Origin of the sequence: Ginsengibacter hankyongi, assembly GCF_008710285.1 — a bacterium.
Lineage (GTDB): Bacteria > Bacteroidota > Bacteroidia > Chitinophagales > Chitinophagaceae > Ginsengibacter > Ginsengibacter hankyongi.
The window spans coordinates 50208-72737 of sequence record NZ_VYQF01000007.1 but is presented as its reverse complement, the minus strand read 5'-3'; the positions used below and the strand labels follow the sequence as shown (position 1 = coordinate 72737).

General features: G+C 39.9%; 14 protein-coding genes. All 14 read right to left on the bottom strand.

Annotated elements, in window-relative coordinates; all coding sequences use genetic code 11:
• Positions 1-10: 10 nt before the first annotated feature.
• The gene (locus FW778_RS18230) at positions 11-2959 is read right to left on the bottom strand and encodes a SusC/RagA family TonB-linked outer membrane protein (protein ID WP_150416295.1); all 2949 of its coding nucleotides are present in this window, start codon (positions 2957-2959) and stop codon (positions 11-13) included.
• 62 nt (positions 2960-3021) lie between these two features.
• Positions 3022-3594, bottom strand: coding sequence for a carboxymuconolactone decarboxylase family protein (locus FW778_RS18225; protein ID WP_150416294.1), 573 nt, complete (start codon positions 3592-3594; stop codon positions 3022-3024).
• 16 nt (positions 3595-3610) lie between these two features.
• The gene (locus FW778_RS18220; protein ID WP_150416293.1) at positions 3611-4162 is read right to left on the bottom strand and encodes a carboxymuconolactone decarboxylase family protein; all 552 of its coding nucleotides are present in this window, start codon (positions 4160-4162) and stop codon (positions 3611-3613) included.
• Positions 4163-4167: 5 nt separating this feature from the next.
• Positions 4168-4716: a carboxymuconolactone decarboxylase family protein gene (locus tag FW778_RS18215; RefSeq protein ID WP_150416292.1), complete on the bottom strand. Its 549-nt coding sequence runs from the start codon at positions 4714-4716 to the stop codon at positions 4168-4170.
• Positions 4717-4741: 25 nt separating this feature from the next.
• Positions 4742-6043, bottom strand: a complete 1302-nt coding sequence (locus FW778_RS18210; RefSeq protein ID WP_150416291.1) for an MFS transporter — start codon at positions 6041-6043, stop codon at positions 4742-4744.
• Positions 6043-6615: a carboxymuconolactone decarboxylase family protein gene (locus FW778_RS18205; RefSeq protein WP_150416290.1), complete on the bottom strand. Its 573-nt coding sequence runs from the start codon at positions 6613-6615 to the stop codon at positions 6043-6045. The genes FW778_RS18210 and FW778_RS18205 overlap by 1 nt, the downstream gene beginning before the upstream one ends.
• A gap of 131 nt (positions 6616-6746) precedes the next feature.
• Complete coding sequence (locus tag FW778_RS18200; RefSeq protein ID WP_150416289.1) at positions 6747-7304, bottom strand: hypothetical protein; 558 nt, start codon at positions 7302-7304, stop codon at positions 6747-6749.
• Positions 7305-7716: 412 nt separating this feature from the next.
• Complete coding sequence (locus tag FW778_RS18195) at positions 7717-10143, bottom strand: glycoside hydrolase family 95 protein (protein WP_150416288.1); 2427 nt, start codon at positions 10141-10143, stop codon at positions 7717-7719.
• Positions 10144-10197: 54 nt separating this feature from the next.
• Entirely contained in the window at positions 10198-11283 is a 1086-nt protein-coding gene (locus FW778_RS18190) for a Gfo/Idh/MocA family protein (RefSeq protein WP_150416287.1), read from the bottom strand.
• Between the two features lie 143 nt (positions 11284-11426).
• Positions 11427-14108, bottom strand: a complete 2682-nt coding sequence (locus tag FW778_RS18185; protein ID WP_150416286.1) for a glycoside hydrolase family 3 C-terminal domain-containing protein — start codon at positions 14106-14108, stop codon at positions 11427-11429.
• Between the two features lie 39 nt (positions 14109-14147).
• Positions 14148-15494, bottom strand: coding sequence for an alpha-L-fucosidase (locus tag FW778_RS18180; protein ID WP_150416285.1), 1347 nt, complete (start codon positions 15492-15494; stop codon positions 14148-14150).
• A 122-nt stretch (positions 15495-15616) separates the two neighbouring features.
• A complete protein-coding gene (locus FW778_RS18175; RefSeq protein ID WP_150416284.1) occupies positions 15617-17764 on the bottom strand; it encodes a TIM-barrel domain-containing protein in 2148 nt (715 codons plus the stop codon).
• A 70-nt stretch (positions 17765-17834) separates the two neighbouring features.
• Positions 17835-19715 (bottom strand): right-handed parallel beta-helix repeat-containing protein, encoded by a 1881-nt coding sequence (locus tag FW778_RS18170; protein ID WP_150416283.1) that lies wholly within the window; start codon positions 19713-19715, stop codon positions 17835-17837.
• Between the two features lie 35 nt (positions 19716-19750).
• The gene (locus tag FW778_RS18165; protein ID WP_150416282.1) at positions 19751-22381 is read right to left on the bottom strand and encodes a glycoside hydrolase domain-containing protein; all 2631 of its coding nucleotides are present in this window, start codon (positions 22379-22381) and stop codon (positions 19751-19753) included.
• Positions 22382-22530: the final 149 nt, after the last annotated feature.

The following is a 22530-nucleotide window of genomic DNA, read 5'->3' as shown; positions in this document are numbered from 1 at the left end:
TTTTTTAACATTAAAAATCAAATGAAACATGAAAGTTGGCACGTTTGCTTGCAGGGTAAGGATCGACATCTATACCTGAAGAAAATCCGGTTCCAAAATTGGATACTTCAGGATCGTATGAATGATACTTTGTAATGGTTACATAATTATTGAAAGATACCCCAACCTGTATTGATTTTATGTAAGAAACAGGCAATTTGGTAAACGTATAATACAATCCGATTTCCCTTAATCTTAGATAAGAAGAACTTTGTACAAACTCATGTGCATCTGAACCTATCTGCATGAGACGGTAGACAGCATCGGGTACACCTAGCTTATTAGTTACTTTATCATAATCAGGGCTTGTGCCGCCAAAATCGTTTTCAAGACTTGTTAAGTTTACATTTTGTCCTCCGTATTTCCAGTGCAGCAAAAAGCGCAAGCTTAGCTTATTAAAAAAAGTAATTTCATTATAAGTATTCATTTGAAACTTTGGTTCTGCGTCACCTAATTTAGATACACCACCTGTGCCGTCAAGACCGAGAATTTGCGTTGCAGATTTTCCTTGCTGAATCTGGAAAGAACCTAATACAAAACCAAAAGAACCCTGGGGAACCGGAGGTATAATGAATTTAGTTACCAATGAACGGTTTGTCCAGAAGTTTACCGAAGTATTCCAGGTTATATTTTTTGATTGAATGGGTCTTGCATTCATTCCTAACTCCACACCGCGGTTTCTCAGGTTACCGGCATTCAGCCACTTGGTAGAATAACCGGAAGACGCGGGTGAATTGGTCAACATTAAAAAGTCATCAATATTTTTATTATAATAAGTCAGTTCAAATCCCAGTCGGCCTTTTAAAATACTAAAATCCAAACCGGTTTCAAACTCTGTTTGTCTTTCAGGTTTTATGTTTGCATGGCCTTCCTGTGTATTTACTATTAAGCCCGGAAATCCAGTAATGTTTGATACAACCATTGAAGTAAATTTGCTTCCATAAGCAGGAACATTATTTGCCTGGCCGTAAGCTGCACGCAATTTAATATTTTCAAAAAAGCCTCCTTTTAGAATACCCATGTTAGTTAGGTTCCAAGAAATACCCGCCTTTGGATAAGTATAATATTTACCAACGTCTCCATTATTGCTTGAGCGATCAAAACGTACGCCTGCAGTTAACGTTATCGCATCGATAAGATTAGCTTCTTCCTGTATAAAAATTCCTCCATTCAGGAATTTGGTCCGTAATTGTGTTGCGTTTAATGCGCCTGCCTGGTCAACATTTGACTGGCCTGCGATAATCTGCGTAGCAATGTTTAGTAGATTATTATAATCGCCGGTTTCCTGTGTGATACCTCCGGATGTTATGAGTGATAATTTATCAGAAGGAGTAAACGTATTTACCAAAGAAAGGATGTAATTAGTACTCAGGTTTTTTGTAAAGCCCTGGATGGAAGTGCCTTTATTTACTGCCTGGAATTGAAGCGTACCAGGGAAGAGTACACTGGTTTGGAGATTATAAAAATCAAATCCTCCCCTGCCGATAAATTTAGTAGTGCTGGTGCTGTTCTTTTGCAAAATAACTTCAAGATTCGCTCCCGTTATAAAGCGGTTCACTGATTCATTATTTCGCATAAGCGCCACCGTTTGTAAAGGGTTAGACGCAGCAAACGGATCATTAGGATAGTTCCCGTTTGCATCAGGATGTAATTGTGCAAAGCTGGGTGTAGATGAAAGTGCTATACCAGTTGTTACACCTGCATTATCGTTGCCGAATAAACCCCTGTCTGCTGACGAATTAATATAATTTGTACTGATTCCTATTTTAATATTGTCATTAACCCGATGATCTACATTCAGCCGAATGCTGGTGTTATTATATCCTGTTCTCTTAACAATGCCACCTTCAGCTTTTAGTGCAACAGAAAAATAAACGGTTGTATTATCGCTTCCTCCGCTTACCCCGAGGAACGTATTTCTTGCGAAACCAGTATTGCCATATAATTCCTTTTCATAATCATAGATCTGTCCCTTGGATTGCGCATCCGTAAATTGCTGACGTAACGCAGCTGATGTAGCACTATCTCTTGATAAACTTGCAGCCCTGTCAGCTGTTAAAGCTCTTACACCTAATAACTTACTGGCTTTAATAAAACCAATGTCTTGTGAAAAAGTAATGTTTGTCTTCCCGGCTTTCCCTCTTTTAGTTGTAATAATAACCACACCGCCTGCAGCTTTGGAACCATAAACCGCCGCGGCAGACGCGCCTTTTAGTATTTCAATATTTTCAATATCCTCGGCTCTTAAATCTGCAATACGGCTGGAAGGATTATCCTGGTTAGAGGTGGTGGCCCCGTTGGCAAGGGCAGAAGTAACAACATTTAATCCCGCAGATGTGGAGGTGTTATCAACAAATACGCCATCTACAACATACAAAGGTTGCGTATTGCCATACACAGAAGTCACTCCTCTTAATTTTACAGAAATACCTCCTCCAGGGGCGCCTGAGTTTGCATTAATGTAGGCACCTGGAATTTTTCCTTCCAGGGCAGCATCAAAAGTTTGCGCTGGTGAGGTTGCATCTAATTCTTTAGCAGAAATAGTAGCAACCGCATTTGCAAGGTTTCTTCTTTTAATGGATGTTGATAATCCGGTAACAACCACTTCATCAAGCTTGGATACATCTTCTTGTAATTTAACCTGGAAATCTGTTGTGGCTTCTGTATTTATTGTTTGGGTTTTATAACCTGCAGCGCTGATAATTAAAACGGCATTATCCGGGATAGACAATTTAAACTTTCCATTAGCATCAGAAACTATGGCCCTTGTAGAATTCTTTACTGCAATAGTGGCACCGACAACCGGTAAATTATTTCTTTCGGTAACCTGCCCGGTTACGGTTTTATTTTGCGCTAAAAGTGAAACAGGAATAATAATTATAAATAACCATCCTGTTACAAAAATCAATCTTTGTCTCATTGTAATTATCTTGGTTTAATGTGAATTTTTTATTTTGAAGAAATGATCTGCATAATTTATATTCATGCATTTTCAGGAACGGGTTGTTTGGATGAAAAAATATGATTGCCATAACCCTTCTCCGCAATCTGTTTTGCCCGTAATGGATAACTGGCAAGATCTGTTGGTGTATTAGCTGCAAGCCCATCAACATAACGGTTGAACATGCAGAATGCAGCAGCAATGAGCACTGTATCGTGTATTTCTTTATCAGTAGCTCCAAGTTTTCTCGCAACTTCTATTTGTTCAGGAGTTACATATTTCCCGCCTTTTTGCACACTTCCTGCAATAGCTAATAAAGCCTTTAGTTTATCTGGAATATCTGCATTTACATAATCTCTTTTTACCTGCTCAACCAAATCATTATTTCCATCCAGGTAACAAACAGCAATGGCGCCATGCGATTGTTGGCAATAAAAGCAATCATTTAAATAAGAAACATGCGCTGCAATTAACTCCCTTTCTGCCATGCTCAGAACTTCGTTTGTCCGTAACAGTGCGTTTGCGAGTTCACCCATGGGCGTTGCCGTTTCAGGACTAAAAGCCATTAAGGCCCGGATTCCTGGTAAGTTTTCATCGACATTAATGTGTGGCATATTTTTGTTTTAAAATTTATTTATTGAGATTCATATTTGCATAACCGTCTTCAGCACGCATCTTTGCACGCTCAACATATACCTGCCTGTCTTGGGGAGCCCACGTGTTTAATCCATCTACATAGCGGTTAAACATACAAAAGGCAGCAGCTATTAAAACGGTATCATGTACCTCCTTATCAGTAGCACCAAGACTTTTGGCATAATCTACCTGTTCAGTTGTAACATACTTGCCACCCTTTTGCACACTTCCTGCTATGGTTAATAATGATTTTAATTTATCTGAAATTGGAGTTGAATGATAATCCTTTTTTATATCATCAATGAATTGCATATCACTTTGAAAATAATACTGTGCCATAGCTCCATGTACATTCTGGCAAAAGAAACAATCGTTCTCGGATGATACAAAAGCGCCTATCAACTCCCGCTCACCACGTGTAAGAGTATTGTTTTCATCATGCAATAAAATTTCTGCAAGCTCATTTAAAGCTTTGCCTGTTTCCGGGCTATAAGCCATCGGGCCACGTATGCCAGGAAGATCATTTTGTAAATCGATATATGCCATAAAATTTATTTTTGATTATTAGGTAATACATATCCATTTTCTGCCATTCTTTTTCCCATGGCTTCATATTCTTTTTCATCGGTGGGAGTAAAACTCGCAAGCCCATCTACATAGCGGTTATACATACTAAAAGCTGCAGCTATCAGGACGGTATCATGTATCTCCCTGTCGTTAGCACCCTGTTTTCTTGCATCCGCAATGTCTTCTTCTGTCACTTCTTTACCGAGTATCTGTACTTTACCGGCAATATTCAGCAGAGCTTTCAGTTTATCGCTCACCTGTGAGTGCTGTAAATCTTTCAATACATCATCTACTATATTTTTATCATTACCGTACAAATGCCGGGATGCTGCGGCATGGCTCATCATGCAAAACATAGTCTCGTTACGATTGGAGACATAAGCAGCGATCAATTCCCTTTCTGCCTGGGTTAAAGGTGATTCACCTCTTAATAAAACCTGGGCTAAGTCGTATAAAGGCTTACCTGTTTCAGGACGAAACATTACCAGGCTTCTTATGCCCGGAACGTCTTCAGGAACTTGTATATGTGCCATATTTAAATTTTTAGATTAATAATTATCATTCGGCAAAAGCGGTATTCAATGCGGCTGCTTCAGCTTTCGTTTGATATTTGGAAAAGTAAGTTGTTGCCAGCCCTATTAAAAAAATGAATGAGAAAATAAAAACAGCATTGCCATATCCGCCTAAAAAGCTGACCAGCGCACCTATAAAGAAAACAACCGTTGCTGTAAATAACCTGCCTATATTAAAACAAAATCCTGTTGCCGAAGCCCGGATAACGGTTGGGAATAAATGGGGTATATACACGGATAATGCACCCTGGCTTATGCCAAAGAAAAAAGCGAGGATTCCCATTTCAATAAATGTGGAAGAAGAAACAGCGGTGTTTAATTTAAATACAACAAACGTCATGATGAAACATGCTGCAAAGCACATCATCATTGTTTTGCGCAGGCCAATGGCATTTGCAATCCATCCCGATACAATACTGCCAACTAAACCTGAAATAGCTAATATCATCATGGTTAATCCACGCAGGTCTTTCGCTTTTGCATCATCACCCGTAATACTTTGTATCCAGGTGGGTGCCCATGAAAAAACAGCCCATAAACCAATAAGCATAGTGCCAAACACTACTGAACCTGTCACCAGGTTTTTCTTATGGCCGGGAGCAAATAATTTATCACTGAGATTATTGTTGATACCGGGTTTGTGTTTATTACTTTTCCAACTTGATGATTCCGGTAACACTAATATGGCTATTATGGCTACAGCTATAGGAACAAAACCGGTTAAAAAAGCCATATGCCAGTCCGATAATATATTATTCATTGCGCCGGCAGCAATAAAACCGATAGGCATAGCTGCTGATACAATACCCAACGCGACTGCCCGTTTCTTCTCAGGCCATAATTCAGCAATAAGTATATTAGTTGTTACTATTACGCCACCAACACCAAACCCGGTTATAAACCGGTAAATACCCACCACTAACCAGGAAGATGAAAGTGCCGTGAGCACTGTAAACAAACCAAACAATGCGGTGGAAAATATAACTGCTTTTGCCCGGCCGATTTTATCACAAATAAATCCCCACGCAAAACCGCCAAACATACTGCCGAAAATAAACACGGAATTAATATAGGCGCCCACGTTATTCATCTTCTCTTCGGTTACATTCCCCAACAGATCCCGTACTACCACAGGCAAATAAACAGACATAAGCATAGATGCAATACCACTGAACATGATGCTGATAAAGCATATAATAAACGCGGCAGCAAGGTGGTACCTCTCTTGAGAAGGAACGACCGCTGAATTCATTGACGGTTGATTTTTATTTATTGCTATTGGTTCCATTATTCGGCACTTTGTTTTTTTAAATGATCATATCCTTGTGGCAACCGATTGTATCCATGTTGCTTTAACCTTTCACCAAGGCTGTTGTAAAAAGAAGCGTCTGTTGGTGTTACTGTAGCCAGCCCATCAACATACCTGTTGTATAAACAAAACAATGCAGCAATTAAAACCGTATCATGAATTTCAATATCAGTAGCCCCTTCATCCTTTGCTTTTCGTATAGCCGCAACAGTTACATTCTTTCCGCTTACCTGCACCTGGGATGCAATAGTTAATAATACTTTCATCTTCTCGCTTACAGGTGCATTCAGAAGATCTTCTTTTACCTTTGCAGATGTTTCTTGTTCGCCCAATAATATATTAGCAGCGGCCGTATGCGCAGCAGTACAAAACCTGCACTCATTTTTATTTGATACAACAGTGGCAATTAATTCGCGTTCGCCTTCGGTTAAAGTAGAGGGACCGCGCAGTAAAATTTGCGTCAATTCCCGAATGGGTGCGGCAGAATCTTTTCTGTATTCCAATAGGCCCGTAATGCCTGGTAAATGCGCTTCAAGTGGGATATAAGCCATCGTAAAATTTTTGATTAAGAATGTAAATGCTTTATGTCATATTATTTATTCCATATAGTATACAGGAATACTAAAGCACGATAAGTAATACGTAAGTATTACTTTATAAAATAAATTGTAAGACTTGCCTGTTAAGTTAATTCAGGCGGTTGTTCGGGGGAATTTACAATAGCAGTAGTGAGAGGGAAAGCCTTATCTAAGAGACTATATTTATTTATGCTTTTATAATGAACAATTGCATAATCCGATACGTTTTGTTCGTAATCGGTGGAAAGATTTTTCCCTATAGCAGATTTTGAATTATCATGATTATTTGTGCCATTATTTTGGATACCATTAATATTTGTACCGTAATTATTTTTTGCAGCCTCAAGGTGCATTTTATTATAATCGGGCAGGCATAAAAATGTTATTTTGCCATCACAATATTTACGCTTCACATATTTATAAATTTTGCCATTTAAGGTTATTTCTCCATCGAAACGTTCAAACCCATCAGAGTTGTGCTGGTAAGGCATTGAAAGCGGAATGGTTAATGCGATAAGCTCATTTTCATTATAGTTATTTTGGTCGAGGTTGTGTTCAAGAGTTATATCCGATTGCTGCTGGGCATAATAAAATAGAACTCTATATCCAAACAAGTTGAATAGAAATAAAATGATTAATAATATCGCAGAAAGTTTTTTCAAAATCAAAACTAAATGTACATTTTTCTTAAATTAGAACAAATAATAAATTAAGAAAATTTAATGGGATACTACTTAGTTACAATGACTAAGTCATTATTATAGGAAATTCCAGCATCCCTTAAGGCGTCGGCACAGCCCTTGTGCCGTTAAAAATAAACATTGCTGCCCAGATCAGCAGTGAAAACCACTATACATCTACAACCCTGGTCAATCAGGTGTTGGGTTAAGTCGTAACCACACTTATAATACAACAGGTGGTAGTAAATTTGAGATAATTCATCTCATATCATTTACTATTTATTGCAGGCTTTGTTGTACTTAATTGCTTTGTAAATACGCTCTTTAATGTTCCCCTCTTAACTGCCAACCCATTCAGCAACAATTACACGACAATCCTGTGAAGCGGGTTACTTTATTCATAATACTCCATTTTTGCCCGTTCACCTTTCTGCAAAGAAATAGTAATAAAGCCATCCGATGATTGTAAAAACGTAGAACTATTTCTGTATTGCAACTTAACTTTCGTTACATAATGCGGGGTTTTTATTTTGAATTGATTCTTTGCCGTGGCTGTTATTTCCAAAGATTTGATGTGATGATTTTTCCATTGCAGGTTTAATACTCCGCCTCCCCTGGCACATAATCCGCTGAAACTACCGCCAGCCCACTCATCAGGAAGCGCAGGCAACAAGTCAATATACCCTTCATGGCTTTGCAACAGCATCTCAGCGATACCTGCAGTGCCGCCGAAATTACCATCAATCTGGAATGGCGGATGTGCATCAAACAAATTAGGATAGGTGCCACCCCCGTTTACCATATTAAATCCTTTTTGCGCTGTTGGCCGTAACAGATCTTTTAATAAACTGAAGGCGTGATTTCCGTCTTTTAATCTCGCCCATAAATTTATTTTCCAGGCTAACGACCAACCGGTGCTGATATCCCCTCTTCTTATCAGCAAAGCTTTAGCTGCTTCGGCTACGCCAGGGGTACCCTGCAAAGTAATTTCATTGCCGGGGTACATTCCCCAAAGGGGCGATACGTGCCGATGCTGCGGCTCCACTTCTTCATAAGGTTGTAACCATTCCATCAGCCTTCCGTTTTTATCAATTTGGTTGGGAGGCAATTGCCTTTTTGCATCCAATAATTGTTGCCGGAAAGTATCGTCTTTTTTTAAAACTTTTGAAGCCTCAATAACATGTGTAAATAATTCCCTGATGATTTGATTATCGATCGTGGGCCCTGCACACACATGTGCTGTTTTTCCATTGGCCAGGCGAAAAGCATTTTCCGGTGAATTGGAAGGCGCTGTTACCAGCCAGCCGTTGTTGGGGTCTTTTACCAATGTGCTTACATAAAATGCCGCGGACCCTTTAATGATGGGGTATATTTTTTTCAGGTATTCATCATCAAGCGTATACAGATAATGCTGCCAAAGCATTTCACACAACCAGCCGGAACCTGAATTGGTGGCGCCCCAGGAAGCACTTTCACCGGGGGAGGTATACCCCCAAACATTGGTGATTACGTGCGCTACCCATCCGTCGCCATCATAATATACCTTAGCTGTCTTTTCGCCCGTTTTCACCAGCCCTTTCACCAAAGAATAAAATGGTTCGTTTAGCATGGGTAAATTGGTAACATTCAGCGGCCAATGATTCATCTGGATATTTATATCGAGATGATAATCTCCGTTCCACGGTGTTTGTATAGTGTTGGCCCATAGTCCCTGTAAATTAGGCGGTAACAATCCAGGCCTTGTGCTGCTGATCAATAAATAGCGCCCGTATTGAAAATACAGTACCGGCAAGTCATTATCAGAAGAGTCTTTGGTAAATGCTATCAACCTTTCATCGGTGGGCAATGCTGCCTGTTCCGCATTCTTATTATTTAAAGAAATCGATGCACGATGAAAAAGATTTTGATAAAATTTTATGTGTGCCGCCTTTTCTGTTTGGTACGTTTTGCTGATAGCAGTATTCAGTAAGGACAATGATTTTTGTTTATAAGGAACCCCACGGAAACTCGTAGACGAAGAAATATAAATAATTACTGAATTAGCATTCTGAACTTGCAAAGTACTATCACCGCTAATTAATTTTCCACCGTCTCGTTTCATTTTAACCCTGGTTAGATAACGCATGCCTTCCCCATCTGTTCCGTTATTTAACTGGCCCTCCATCTGCAGCTCATTATTATGCACAGTAGGTTGGTATTTTTCAGGCCGGTCGAGCCCTAACGTAACACTTATTTTTCCAGGTTGGTTTGCAGTAAGGCGAATGATAATTACATTACCGGCAAAGCTGGTAAAATATTCACGGGTATAGATTGCTCCATTGAGATGATAACTGCATGTTGCTATAGCGGAGTCCAATGATAATTCCCTTATATAGTTTTTGGGGTTTAGGGTAGTGGTATCTATGCCGTAATTATAATCCAGGTGAAGGTTTCCCAATACCTGGTAACTTCCGTACGGCACATCGGCGCCGTTGGCGTTGCCTGAGCCGGCTCCTTTGCAGATAAAAGCTTTATTAACCATTGCCTCTGCTTCGTCATTTTTCCCTTCAAACAATAATTTTCTTATTTCAGGTAAATATTTTACAGCGCCTTCTTTATCCGCGTCCTGTGGGCCGCCCGACCAAAGCGTTATATCATTCAATACAATATTTTCATGTAACACTCCACCATCGGGCATTGCCCCAAGACGGCCATTGCCTAAAGGGACACACTCCTGCCATGTGTTTGCAGGATGATCGTACCACAACCGCAGGTTTTGCTGTGCATTAACGGTAAATAAACAAATAACAGTGAATGTAATCAGAAAGAAAAAACGTTTCATTGAAAAAGATTTAGGCATTTCGTATAAGCGTGTCAGTAATATTATAGTTGTGAATTAAAGTAATGACACCACCTTCCCGGTCCTTACCGATTCATCGCATGCAAAGGCTATTCGAAGGCTATTTACTGCATCTTCGGCATGGGCACTGAGATCGATATCTTCTATAATTGATTTCAGAAAATACCTTTGTTCGCGATTACAAAGTTCCTGGTGATCAGGTTCGTCCTCAAGGTTGATCCATGTATCCTCTTTAGCAAACTTTCCATTTTCACCCAGATCGGCATGATGAAAGCGCAGTGATTCTGTTTTCGTGTGCGATTCAATGGAAGAAGATTTCCCGGAGCCTCCGGCTTCTTTAGCCACAATGGATACAGAACCTTTGGGTCCGATAACATCTTTCACGAAGAACGCTGTTTCACTGATCATGGGACCCCACCCCGCTTCATACCATCCAACGGAGCCGTCTTCAAAACGTATTTGCAACTGTCCATAATTATAATTTCCCGCAGGAATTTCTTCAGTAAGCCTTGCTCCAATAGCATATACCTGTGTCGGCTTCGAACGTGTCATCTGGCACATTACATCAATGTAGTGTACGCCACAGTCAACAATCGGGCTTAGGCTATTCATCAGGTTGCGATGCAATGTCCACATGTCGCCATCACTTTGCTGGTTAAGGTTCATCCGCATCACTAACGGTTTCCCAAGTTCGCCGGTTAATTCAACAAAGCGTTTCCATGAAGGATGATGGCGTAAAATATAGCCCACCACTAATTTCTTATTTGCTTTTTTAGCTGCTGCCGCGATTCGTTCAGCGCCTTCAACGGAATCCGCTAATGGCTTTTCTATGAATACATGGCATCCATTTTCAAATGCTTTCATAGCAAAACTTTCATGAGTGTCGGGGTAAGTAGAAATACAAACGGCATCCGGCCGCGTACCTTTTATCGCTTCATCCATGTCGCTGAACAGTTCATACTTATTGCCCAGCCTGGCGTTCAATTTCTCGTTAGACTTTCCCTTTGATACGAGCCCGCAAATCTCAAATCCGTCGATAGTGTGATAAGCCATAGCATGAGAAGATCCCATGTTTCCGCAACCAACTACAAGGATACGTAAGGGCTTTTTTTGATTTTGCATTGTATAAATATTAAGTTTAGCAGGTGAATTTATTTAGATTATTTATTAAATGAACCTGACGCATGGAGCAAATAAAATAACCTGTCATTTACAAAAATTATTAAAACATTACTTTAAGATGTGCCGGCGATATTGTCATTGAATTATTCAACCACCTCAATCAGATCTCTCAATCGAATATCTTTTGATGAAGCGCCAATCATTATCCTGAAGGTTCCTGGTTCTACTGTCCATCTCATATTTATATCAAGCACTTTCAGCAACTCCGGTGTAATATTGAAACCAACTTTTTTCTCTTCACCTGCTTTTAGAAATATACGTTGAAAACCCTTCAATAATTTTACCGGTTGCGCTGCCGAAGAAAGTAACGGATGGATGTATAACTGCATTACTTCCTCACCATCACGGCTACCCGTATTTTTAACTGTACAATACACCATCGTGGAATCATCTTTTGAAAACTGTTTTTTATCAAATCGCAAATTGCTGTATTCAAAATTTGAATAGCTTAGTCCAAAGCCAAAAGGGAAAAGGGGTTGACCGTTAAGATCGGCATAATCATCTGTACGGCCAGTTGGTTTGTGATTATATACTAAAGGCAGTTGCCCTTCAAACACAGGAAAAGTAATGGGTAAGCGACCTGCAGGATTAAAGTCACCAAACAAAACATCAGCTACTGCATCGCCACCGTCCTCACCGGGATACCAGGCATCGAGTATGGAAGGAACATTTTTAATCCAATTCGTCATGGTGATGGCACTTCCGCCAATTAAAACTACCACAACGGGCTTACCCGTTGCCGCAACCCGGTTGATCATTTCCTCCTGGTGACCCGGCAAATTCAAATAAGCCCTATCCTGTGATTCACCTTCATGAATACCTGCAACAATCACCGCCACATCAGCTTTCTTTGCAGCGTTTACGGCGGCACTAATTTTTTGTTCCCAATCATTTGGTACGCCTACATTCCAAATTAATTTGAATCTTGCATAACCTTGCGATTCAAAAAAATCTATTCGTATATCGTACTCTTTATCTTTTTCGAAATGATAGTTCACCAGTTTGGTTGTAAAAGTTTGACTCTTCCAGTTATCAATAATCAATTTACCATTCAAATACAAACGATATCCATCATTGCCTTCAATACCAATTTTAAAATTTCCGGTTGCAGGTGCTTTCAATTTACCAGTCCATTTCACTGAATAAAAATCAAAATTAATTTTTGGATCCGGCGAATACAATGTCCAGCCAAAATCTATCTGACGATCCACTCTTGTAATGACAGGCTCACCAGTTAGCTGAATATTATTAAAATATTCGCCCTGCAACCCATTTTGCGTTTTACCGTTTACGTTAGTATATAAATTATTTGGAGGAATCATCAACCATTCCGGTGAGATTCTTCCGCAACCCGACGCATAGATTACATTAACTGATTTCCCCAATTTATTTTTGATACCGTCAAGAATATTCACCTTATTATTTCCCGGGCCGCTGTACCCGCCAAGCCTTGCCTCTATTGCATCTGTACCGATAACTGCAATAGACTTTAATGATTTCTTTAAAGGCAAAACATAGTCATCGTTTTTCAATAATACCATCGACTTAAGCGCTGCTTCTTTAGCCAGCACTCTATGTGCAGGATTACCATTCCACTTATTTGCTTCTTCTTCATTGACATATGGATTTTCGAAAAGCCCCAATTCAAATTTTACCCGCAACACCCTGGCTACTGCGCTATCAATAGTTTTTGGATCAATCCTTCCATCCAAAAACGGAGGTATAAATAATTTATAATGCTCATAGGCTGTTTGAAAAATAACATCCAGTCCATTGTTAATCGCTTTGGCGGAAGCATCGGGGTAATCTTTTGCCGTATAGTGTAATACATTAGCACCACCAACTGCGGACGCATCTGAAATTACAAAGCCCCGAAAATTCAATTCCTTTTTCAGCTTCTCATTCAATAACCAATTATTAGCAGTACACGGACTTCCATTCAATGAATTATAAGAAGTCATCACACTGCGACTGCCGCCTCTTTCAAAACAGGCTTTGAATGGAGGAAGATAAATTTCATCCAACAAACGCTCATCAATATCTATCGGGTAGCTATCCCTGCCGCCATCACCACTGTTGTCAATAAAATGTTTAGGCGTGGTAACCACTCCCGTCTTTTCAAAAGGAGAAACAAATGCTACGCCCATCTCTGATGAAAGAAACGGATCTTCACCATAGGTTTCTTCAACGCGGCCCCAGCGAACATCGCTGGCAATATTTACCACCGGCGATAATATTTGGCGAATGCCCCGGCTTTTGGTTTCATGCGCAATGGCAGTTGCTACCCGATACATTAAGGGAACGTCCCACGTGGCTGCCAACCCGATGGATTCCGGAAAGGCCGTAGCGCCATCTCTTACCAAACCATGCAGCGCTTCATCGAAAGGAATAATCGGAATACCCAGGCGGGTGTCTTCCACAAAATATTTTTGTATTGAGTTGATGAGTTTGGCTGTTTCCAATGCATTCGAAGCTGCACTGTAGTTGAGTAATTGCCCGGCAGCATCTTTGTTGCCTTTTGCACTTACCTGGAACCCGAAGATGCCATTTTTATATTTTTCTTTCCCATCACTTAAATCACTTGGTATCATAAAGAGCTGCCAGAATTTTTCTTCAGGAGTCATCCTGGAAATAAGGTCTTTTACTCTTTCTTCAATGGGAAGTTTAGGATTTTTATAAGGCAGAACGGACTGACACATTCCCTTTTGGTACATAGATATCAACCCAATAATTACCAATAAAAATTTCACTTTACTACTTTTCATTTTACGAGATTCAATTTTTCAAATTATTTGTTACATCTATTAATAAACACTGAAATTTTTAATCTCAGGTTCACCAACGGAAGCAGTAATTGTTAACCGTATTTTCGAAACATTTTTTACATCTGTCTTTTCTATTCGTTTATGTCCCACACTGGTACCTTTGGCAATTTCAAACCAATGTCCATCTTTGAATGCCTCAATTGTATATGCTCTTATTCGTTCCCCGTGAATAATATTTTCCTCAATTATCGCATACTTAATATTGGTTTTACCTTTTAAGGAAATAAAGAATACTTTTCGATTACCCGTTACCGTGGCAATTGATTTTGAAAACTCCTTTGTTACTGCACGTCCAAATTCTGCAAGGCGATGGACATCCGGATCCGGGACCAATCCATGCTTATCAATCACCATCCCAATTAATAAATTGGCATTTCGCCCCACGCTATTTACATAGCGCTCTTTCATTAATGCAAGACTACTTACAACGGAATCCTGTCCTTCCTTCCAAAACCATCCACCCTGGAATGAAGAGGTGCTACGCAATGGAACATCGGCTTCACCGGGGCACCACACAGCGCCATTAGGGTCACCGTTTAAGCCCTTCATTATTACGGTTCCATCTGCCTGCGTTGTGGAATCTGCCGTTGCCCAACAGGGATAGGGAGCCACGCCTTCCTCGTTACCAACCCATCTCACCAGGTTTTTTATTCCATAAGGCCCTTGGAATACCACTGCATCAGGTTGCAGTTTTTTGAGTAATGGAACTATATCCGGTCCACCCTTGGATGCAGGCAACACACCTCCATCAAACCAAATTTCAAAAAGCTTTCCATAGTTGGTCCACAATTCTGTTAGCTGTTGTATTACAACCTGGTTATATTTTTTTTGTGTTTCAGGATCTTTTGTTACCACGAGCCCGGGATTATCCACGTGAAAATAGCCATTGGCTGAAGCACTCGCATAAATGCCTGGCTTGAGACCATACTTTTTACAAGAAGCAATAAAGTCGGCAACAATATCACCCTTACCGTTTTCCCAGGGACAGTTCTTAACACTGTATTCATGCGCTTTAGTAGGCCACAGGCTAAAGCCGGAACAATGCTTTGCTACTAAAACAGCGTAAGTGGCGCCGGCATTTTTTGCTGCCTGTATCCATTGATCTGTGTTCAACTTATCAGGATTAAAAATTTTGACGCTGGGATGATAATTGAAATCTTTACGCCAATCATAAGAGGGCTCATATACCTGCATATCATAATGAATCAACACGCCTATTTCTGAATTTGCCCATTCAACCTGGCGTGGTGTTGGTTCAATAACCTGGGAAAAACAGTAGAAACTCAACAGCACGAAGAATACAAAACCTAAAGTTATTTTTTTCATTATTTATAAACTTATTATTTTATTTATTGCGTTATCCTCGCAAGTATTGCGAATATTTAATCCAGGATACCTTATGGCGTTTTAATATTATTTTATAAAATGAAAATATCTTTTTGTCGTTTTCATTTCGTCATAAAATTCCAGGAAAAATTACTGTACGACCATACATTCGCTCCTTTAGGAATAATAACTTCTCCTTTCAATTCTCCATTTTTATCTTTTGTAACCGACAATTTAATGCGTGTAAATTTTCCTTTTTCATAATCGTAACTTTCTCCATCATCATCATACAAATTATAGCTGCTTGCCTTATGACCGTAGTATCTTATTTCAACAGGTAATTTTTCTTTACTAATCGTTGTCACCACCGGCATCATGGGAATGATACCACCATCACGAACATAAACAGGGATAATATCCAACCCGGGGGTGATAGTAATTACTTCTCCTTCCCCGGCATATTTTCCAGTATAGAAATCGAACCATTTGCCTTCCGGTAAAATGACTCTCCTGCTTTTTTGCCCCGTAAATAAAGGAGCTACAAGCAAATTATCGCCCACCATAAACTGATCTTTTATTTCTTGTTTGACCGCTTTTGCGTAAGGGTTTTCTGTTGAATTCAATGCCCCGCCAGACGTTGTTACCGGCGCATTAAATCCAGGTATAAGATTCATGGCTTTGATAGGTGGAGTACCATAAAATGCATAGTCAGCAAAGCTTGTATAGAAATACGGTATCAACCGCATCCTCAGATCTGCAATTTCCTGCACTTGCTTTTCTACGGACGGAAAAGACCATGGCTTCGTACCATCCGCCCATGCATTGATCATAGCAAGTGGAGAAAAGCAAACCGTCTGCATGCGTCGTAGCCATTCTTCTGCAGTAGGCGAACTTCGTACTTCGGGAGTCCACAATACTCCTATAAAAGAACTGTTGATTAGCGCAGTAATAAAATCAGGGTGACTATAATAATCGTTGTAAATAACATAAGGAAAAGATGATGCGCCCGCGTTTGACGCTCTCACCAATCCATACGTTCGTATATTTTGCTTCCGGTATAAATCAGTGGTCATCTTCTGCATCATCAAGCCATAAGTTTGCCGTATTTGCTCCGCTGAATTACCGGAAGGAAACCTGGCAACATCCGGCCACAGCCATTCATCAAATCCATCGTTCTCGTCCATTTTAAACCCGCTTACTCCTTTACTTAGTAAATGTTTATAGAAATGATCCCCGATAATTTTCTGTACCTGCGGCATAGAGTAATCAGGCACTAACCCTGCCCATACCGTAAAGGATGCTGTGTAAGGAAAAATCTTTTTGTATAATTCTCCATCGGGAGAAATGTATGGGTTAATCCACAGGTTAATATGGATGCCCTTTTGTTGTAAGCTATCGATAAATGCCGCCGGTTGTGGAAACCGGTTCTTATCCCATTCATAGGTGCATGGGTATGATTTGCTTTGCCAGCCAGGTTCCAGCCCAATTACACTTAAAGGAAATTTATGTTCTGCATATTGTTTCACTTCATTCATCACATCTTTATCACTGTACAAGGTTGGGGTACGATGCCAAAATCCCAAACCCCATCTTGGTGGCAGGCAACCACCCCCGTTATATAAGTTATACCTGCGCACTGCGTCTAACATGTCCGGTCCGCCAAAAACAATGATCTCGGCGCCCTCCGCCGGCACCAGCATTTCAATGTTATCTGAGTAGGGATTAGCCTGCCAGTTTTTATCTGTGTTTCTATCCCGAACAGCAGGCGGATGTTTGCTATCACGTTCCACCGCCGTGCCTACCCACACATCAATATACCTCGCAGCATTTATCAATACCCCATAACCTTTTGATGAAACGTAAAACGGTACCGGCGCATGTGTGCGACCATTATCCTGTCCCCCATAATGGTCAACATGCAGGCGCATAATGCGACCGCGTTGCTCAACGGTTTTGAAATTCAAACCCAAACCAAAAATCTTTTCTGCTGAATCCAAAGGAAACCGCAGGTAAGTTTTACCATCTATTACCGTCGCCTTTATTTCATTTTCAGGTAAGGGAAAATGCACCGAGGTCATAGCAGCTAATGCTTCAATTTTAGGATGCACACCGATCACCGTATAGAAATTAAATTTATCGGGCTTACCCGCGGTAGCACGCCAAACTCCGGGCGCTACTGTATTCCATTTTAAATTGCTTTGCGCAACTACAACTGTAGCTAATAAAACAAAAAAAGTAAGCAGTAAATATTTCAATTTTGAAAAGATCATGTTAGGTAATATTGTTTAAATTTTATAAAATTCTGTTGCTTTAAACGAAAATCCAACCGCAAGGAACAGATCAGTAATTATTCTTCGCTTTGATTTTTGCTTTTAACTCAATGTTCTTTACATCTGCTTTTACTTGCCCTCTTGTCATATTTTCAATATTGAGTAAAGGTTGCCAATCTGTATTAAATTTATTTTTCAGGATGCTCACATTTTTACAGTCTGTTAGTTGTACCGATAATTTTTTAGTGCCAGGATTCATAAAATGTGTTTGATTAATCACATTATTGCTAAATACCAAACCATCAGTACTTTTTGCTTTCAGCAAAGGTGCATCGTATACATTAAACACATTATTTTCTATCCGGATGTTACGGTGCACATAATTTCCTTTTACCAGCTTCTGATTTTCAGGAGCAATGGAAATTATGTAATTATCCGGCATCTGGTTATAACCACAATCTTCAAACACATTATTACGAATCAAAACGTCTCGTACCCGACCGGATTCAAACCATGAATTGCAGTCATCGGCAACTAAGATGGCGTGCATTCCTGTTCTGTAAAAAGTGTTGTCTTCTATTAAAACCTTTTCGGTAGAGGTTATCAATAGTCCACGTGTATTCGTGTGTTCGAACCTGTTATGTTTAACTACAACGGAAGGGCTTTTTGAAAGGTTTCCCACACAATCGCCTTGCTGTATTTGTAAAGGTACGTGCCGGTCCAATCGCAATTCAATTTCTTTTTTTGAAATCATTTTAGAAGACTTCACTACCGCGATAGCAAATGGAATCAGCGTCCGGTGATTTACAAATTCTATAGAATCGCCCCGGTCAAACGCATTGAAACCCCATGTTTGAGGATGCATGAATTGCAGTAGTACCTTGTCACTATCGGAGCTGGTTATTCGAAGATACGTTCCATGCACATTGATTGGATCATCATGTGAACCCGAAGCGAGGCAGTCTTCAATTGTTACGGAACCATAGCAGCCCGAGAAATGGAAACAGTCAGCAAAAGCAGCTATCACCCTGCCGGAACCCGGACGTGGCGCCACGCTTACTTCGTTGATATCGATATTTTCTGAAAGCTGGCTTACAATACCAAGGCCATGTATATAATAAAATTTAAGATTTTCAAAAGTGACATTGTGCGACCGATTGTTAAAAACACCCACTTCATCGCGGTAAGGATCGCGGATAGTGAGTATATCTCCTTCATTAAAATTCGCGCCGGAGAAATCACCTGAAAATCTTATTTTAAATGGAGATATTTCTATAGCATTGCTCTCAGCAAAAGGGTTCCAACTTGTATAATACATCATTTCCTTTTCAGGAACATATCCTATTACAAAAGGATTATTAGTTTTCCAGCCTTCACCATACCATATTAGTTTGTTGTGATTATTTTGCTTTTCAATTGCATACCATGAATCACGAGTCACGTCGGCAACTACTTCCGTTTTTGTTTTTGAAACTATTTTCATTTCCGACATAGTCGGTCTTTCAAAATCAAATTGCAAATCTTTCACTTTAAAATTATGGCAGCGGTCTATTGCCATCAACATCATTTTTCCATGATAGACCAACAAAGTATTGTTTCCTTCCAATGTGATATTGGATAAATTTTCGAAAAGCATCCCGATGGTCTTCTCTTTAGATAAAGCATCATTTTCTGTAGCATTTGAAATATAATATTCCCTTCGTTCAGCGCCGTCGGGCCAGATGTCTACTCTCCCTCCGGGAAAGCGAATGATACAACTATCCGCGCCGCCAGCAACTTTGATAGCACGGACAATTGCCGGAGAAGCATTTTGATAGGAATTGGAAACCACTCCATAATCAGCAAGGTTGATTATTTTTTGAGAAAAAACAGGCGTAACACTTATCAGCATCACAATTACCTCAACCATTATTTTACTAAACCCACACAACCATTTTAATTCCATTTTCATAAAACCTGCTTAATTAATATGAAATCGATTCATACTTATTTTTTATTTTCTACAACAATCAAATAACCCCTTCCTGCCGGTACATTAATTTGTTCCAATGAATTTAAATGTTGATCGTCCTGGAATCTTAATATCGAAGGAATGTGAAAGGTAACATTTGCCTCATCTAATCCTAATTGTTTAAAATTTATTTTGAGGGAAGTGAACTGATCTGTATTTCCAAAATTGGCAAGGGCGATAATGGATTGCTGGTTTCCTCTATAAACGGTAACCTTCACGGAATCGTTAGAAGATTTTATCGGCGAGTCCGTATCCCAATAACCAATCATTTCTTTTTGCTGAATGTGATATTGATCCCAGAATTTCCAGATATTATCGGGAGGATTGCCAGACCAGCCAGCCCGGTTGGTAATACCATATATCATTCCCCTCCATGGATTTCCTCCTCCTTCCAGCATTTGGCTGGGCAGTCCGAAAGGAATTCCTGCAATTTCTACCAGCCAATAATCGGGTGGTGTATTGTAATTTCTTCCTTCACCAATCCATAACTGGTCAATATAAGGAAGCAAATCCATATAAAGATTTAAACAGCTGCCGTACCCTGCATACGGATTGAAGTGATTCCAACTATGCATGTCTATCCTAGCAGCCGGGCGATTATTATCCAAAATTTTCCTGGCTCTGCGAATCGTAATTCTATCGAGGGAACAATCATCAACGTAGATACCGTCGATTTTCAAATGCTTCGTCATCCAGTCAAGTCCTGCTATGTAAAAGTTATTCAGGCGACTGTTTGGGGTAGTGATAACCGACAAATCCCGTGTGCCTGCATATTTACCGGTGGTAAAATTAGCCACCCATGCCGGAATATAATTCTTTCTTAGGTTATCTTTCAGCCATTGGTCTGGCCCGTTAGGATGAATCAATGTTTTCGCATCATTACCAGGGCCGGGATAAATCACTTCACCACCCAGACTTTCAAAGGCCCAGAGTTCAGGAAGATTGGTTGTTAACTCCCTGGTGGTATAATACACTTTCACCCGTTTATCATCTTTGTGCGCCTTATCGATAAAACCCTTCAGATCTTTCACATTAACATCTGCATACGGATAATTGATATAAGGATAGATGTCTTTCTTGTGGTGAACATTGATAATATTCGCACCCAAACTATCCGCCTCCCTGGTGAAAGAACCACTTTCATCTTTGTCAGAATGGTAATAGCGATCTGCAAATTGAATTTCTTTATGCATGGTTTTGAAAGGCGTAATCAGTAATTCAAAGTCATAATTCAATTGTTCATTTTTCGTCATTTCCCGTGCGCCAGAATAAGCACTGATCATAGCGGTGTTATCCTTCTCAAAAACATGTACACCTCCTTTGCCATCATTGCTCCAGGAGGGCGGGAGATGAAGGGGCCCAAAACTGTAATAAATATTTACTAACGGCAGCACATAATTTTCAGCCTTCCATTTTATTCGCAGCCCGCCGTTTACAGCGCCTGTCCACAAAGCATCCTGGTTCCTGGTACTATCCCACTTCCATTGCCACTCTTTGGGTCTCAAGCCACCTTCCTTGTTTAAGCCCATCATGTAAGTTGCCTTTTCTTTATCCATCGAAACTTCCAACCGGATATCTTTGATAGAGATGTTTTCTTTTGCGTTTAGTTGCAGGTGAAAATTTGCGAAACCATCATACTCTAACGTACCCGCACAAACGATATCACATTCAGCAGCCGTATTAATAACCTTCCAGTTTATAGCCGAAGGAGTTTGTCTCATGAATTGAATCTTGCCGGGACTTAAATGAATGATCTCACCGTTTTCTTTTTCAACAATGAAATGAAATGGCGCATCGATAATATCTTTTCCTTTTGCGGAAACGGATTGATTGGATGGTGAAAAATAAGACGTGATCTTTTCCGGTAAACCATTTGCGCCAATCATCATTGAGCGGCCCAAAATATGAATGGTATTGCCTGACCTGCTTACGGGAATATATCCTTTGGTAATGTTATTATCTATTCCTGCGGTTGAATTCAGCCATGCCAACCTTGATAAACTCTTGCCCTCATCGAACCCATGGTTCGCCATTATCATTCCGTCAACTTCCAATTTAATTTTTATCTTTTTTGACATAACACCATCAGCGGTAACAGATATAGTTCCGTTATATTCACCCTCGGCTGTTTCAGGAACGTCGATTCCTACCCATAATGCCTGTAGCTTTTTTGCAGGTATATTAATAGTCTTAGTAAATGGGTTGCCACGGTAATTGATTCCTCCTGTATTGAAACACGTGATTTTTTCCGTACTGATTATCTTGCTACCATCTCCATTTAAATCCGAAAAATGCACCCGGACATTTTTTACATCCTGATCTACGGCCCATGCTCCTAACTGGAATACAAAATATTCGCCCGGCTGGGCACGTAAAATATATGGAGTGACGGCGTAATTATTTTTTAACCATTTTAAGCTCAGCGAATCATCCCATTTAATCGGCTGTTCTTTTATTTCAGGAAAAACTAACACCAGCGGCTGTGGATACTTTTCTTCATACTGTCGGGCTGCTTCATGGGTAGAAATAAATTTATCTGCTTCGTGCTGCGCATAGCAATTCAAAAACAGGAAGCTTAATAGAAAAAAAATAACAACTTTTTGCATTACGATCTTTATTAAAAATTACTGTTTGTTTTTTCTCTTTCTCTCTTTTAAATTGTCAATGGCGCTGTTATCATTTTACCAATAGGCTCGTTTAGCCTGAATATAATCAGCTTAAATATTCCTGTATCATAGGCAATTCTATTCAGCAT

What these genes read in the sequence shown, in the direction of transcription:
- FW778_RS18205 (WP_150416290.1), bottom strand. Translation starts at nt 6,615, where the DNA reads ATGGCTTATATCCCACTTGAAGCGCATTTACCAGGCATTACGGGCCTA.
- FW778_RS18220 (WP_150416293.1), bottom strand. Translation starts at nt 4,162, where the DNA reads ATGGCATATATCGATTTACAAAATGATCTTCCTGGCATACGTGGCCCG.
- FW778_RS18170 (WP_150416283.1), bottom strand. Translation starts at nt 19,715, where the DNA reads ATGAAAATGGAATTAAAATGGTTGTGTGGGTTTAGTAAAATAATGGTT.
- FW778_RS18185 (WP_150416286.1), bottom strand. Translation starts at nt 14,108, where the DNA reads ATGAAAAGTAGTAAAGTGAAATTTTTATTGGTAATTATTGGGTTGATA.
- FW778_RS18225 (WP_150416294.1), bottom strand. Translation starts at nt 3,594, where the DNA reads ATGCCACACATTAATGTCGATGAAAACTTACCAGGAATCCGGGCCTTA.
- FW778_RS18190 (WP_150416287.1), bottom strand. Translation starts at nt 11,283, where the DNA reads ATGCAAAATCAAAAAAAGCCCTTACGTATCCTTGTAGTTGGTTGCGGA.
- FW778_RS18230 (WP_150416295.1), bottom strand. Translation starts at nt 2,959, where the DNA reads ATGAGACAAAGATTGATTTTTGTAACAGGATGGTTATTTATAATTATT.
- FW778_RS18195 (WP_150416288.1), bottom strand. Translation starts at nt 10,143, where the DNA reads ATGAAACGTTTTTTCTTTCTGATTACATTCACTGTTATTTGTTTATTT.
- FW778_RS18180 (WP_150416285.1), bottom strand. Translation starts at nt 15,494, where the DNA reads ATGAAAAAAATAACTTTAGGTTTTGTATTCTTCGTGCTGTTGAGTTTC.
- FW778_RS18210 (WP_150416291.1), bottom strand. Translation starts at nt 6,043, where the DNA reads ATGGAACCAATAGCAATAAATAAAAATCAACCGTCAATGAATTCAGCG.
- FW778_RS18175 (WP_150416284.1), bottom strand. Translation starts at nt 17,764, where the DNA reads ATGATCTTTTCAAAATTGAAATATTTACTGCTTACTTTTTTTGTTTTA.
- FW778_RS18165 (WP_150416282.1), bottom strand. Translation starts at nt 22,381, where the DNA reads ATGCAAAAAGTTGTTATTTTTTTTCTATTAAGCTTCCTGTTTTTGAAT.
- FW778_RS18215 (WP_150416292.1), bottom strand. Translation starts at nt 4,716, where the DNA reads ATGGCACATATACAAGTTCCTGAAGACGTTCCGGGCATAAGAAGCCTG.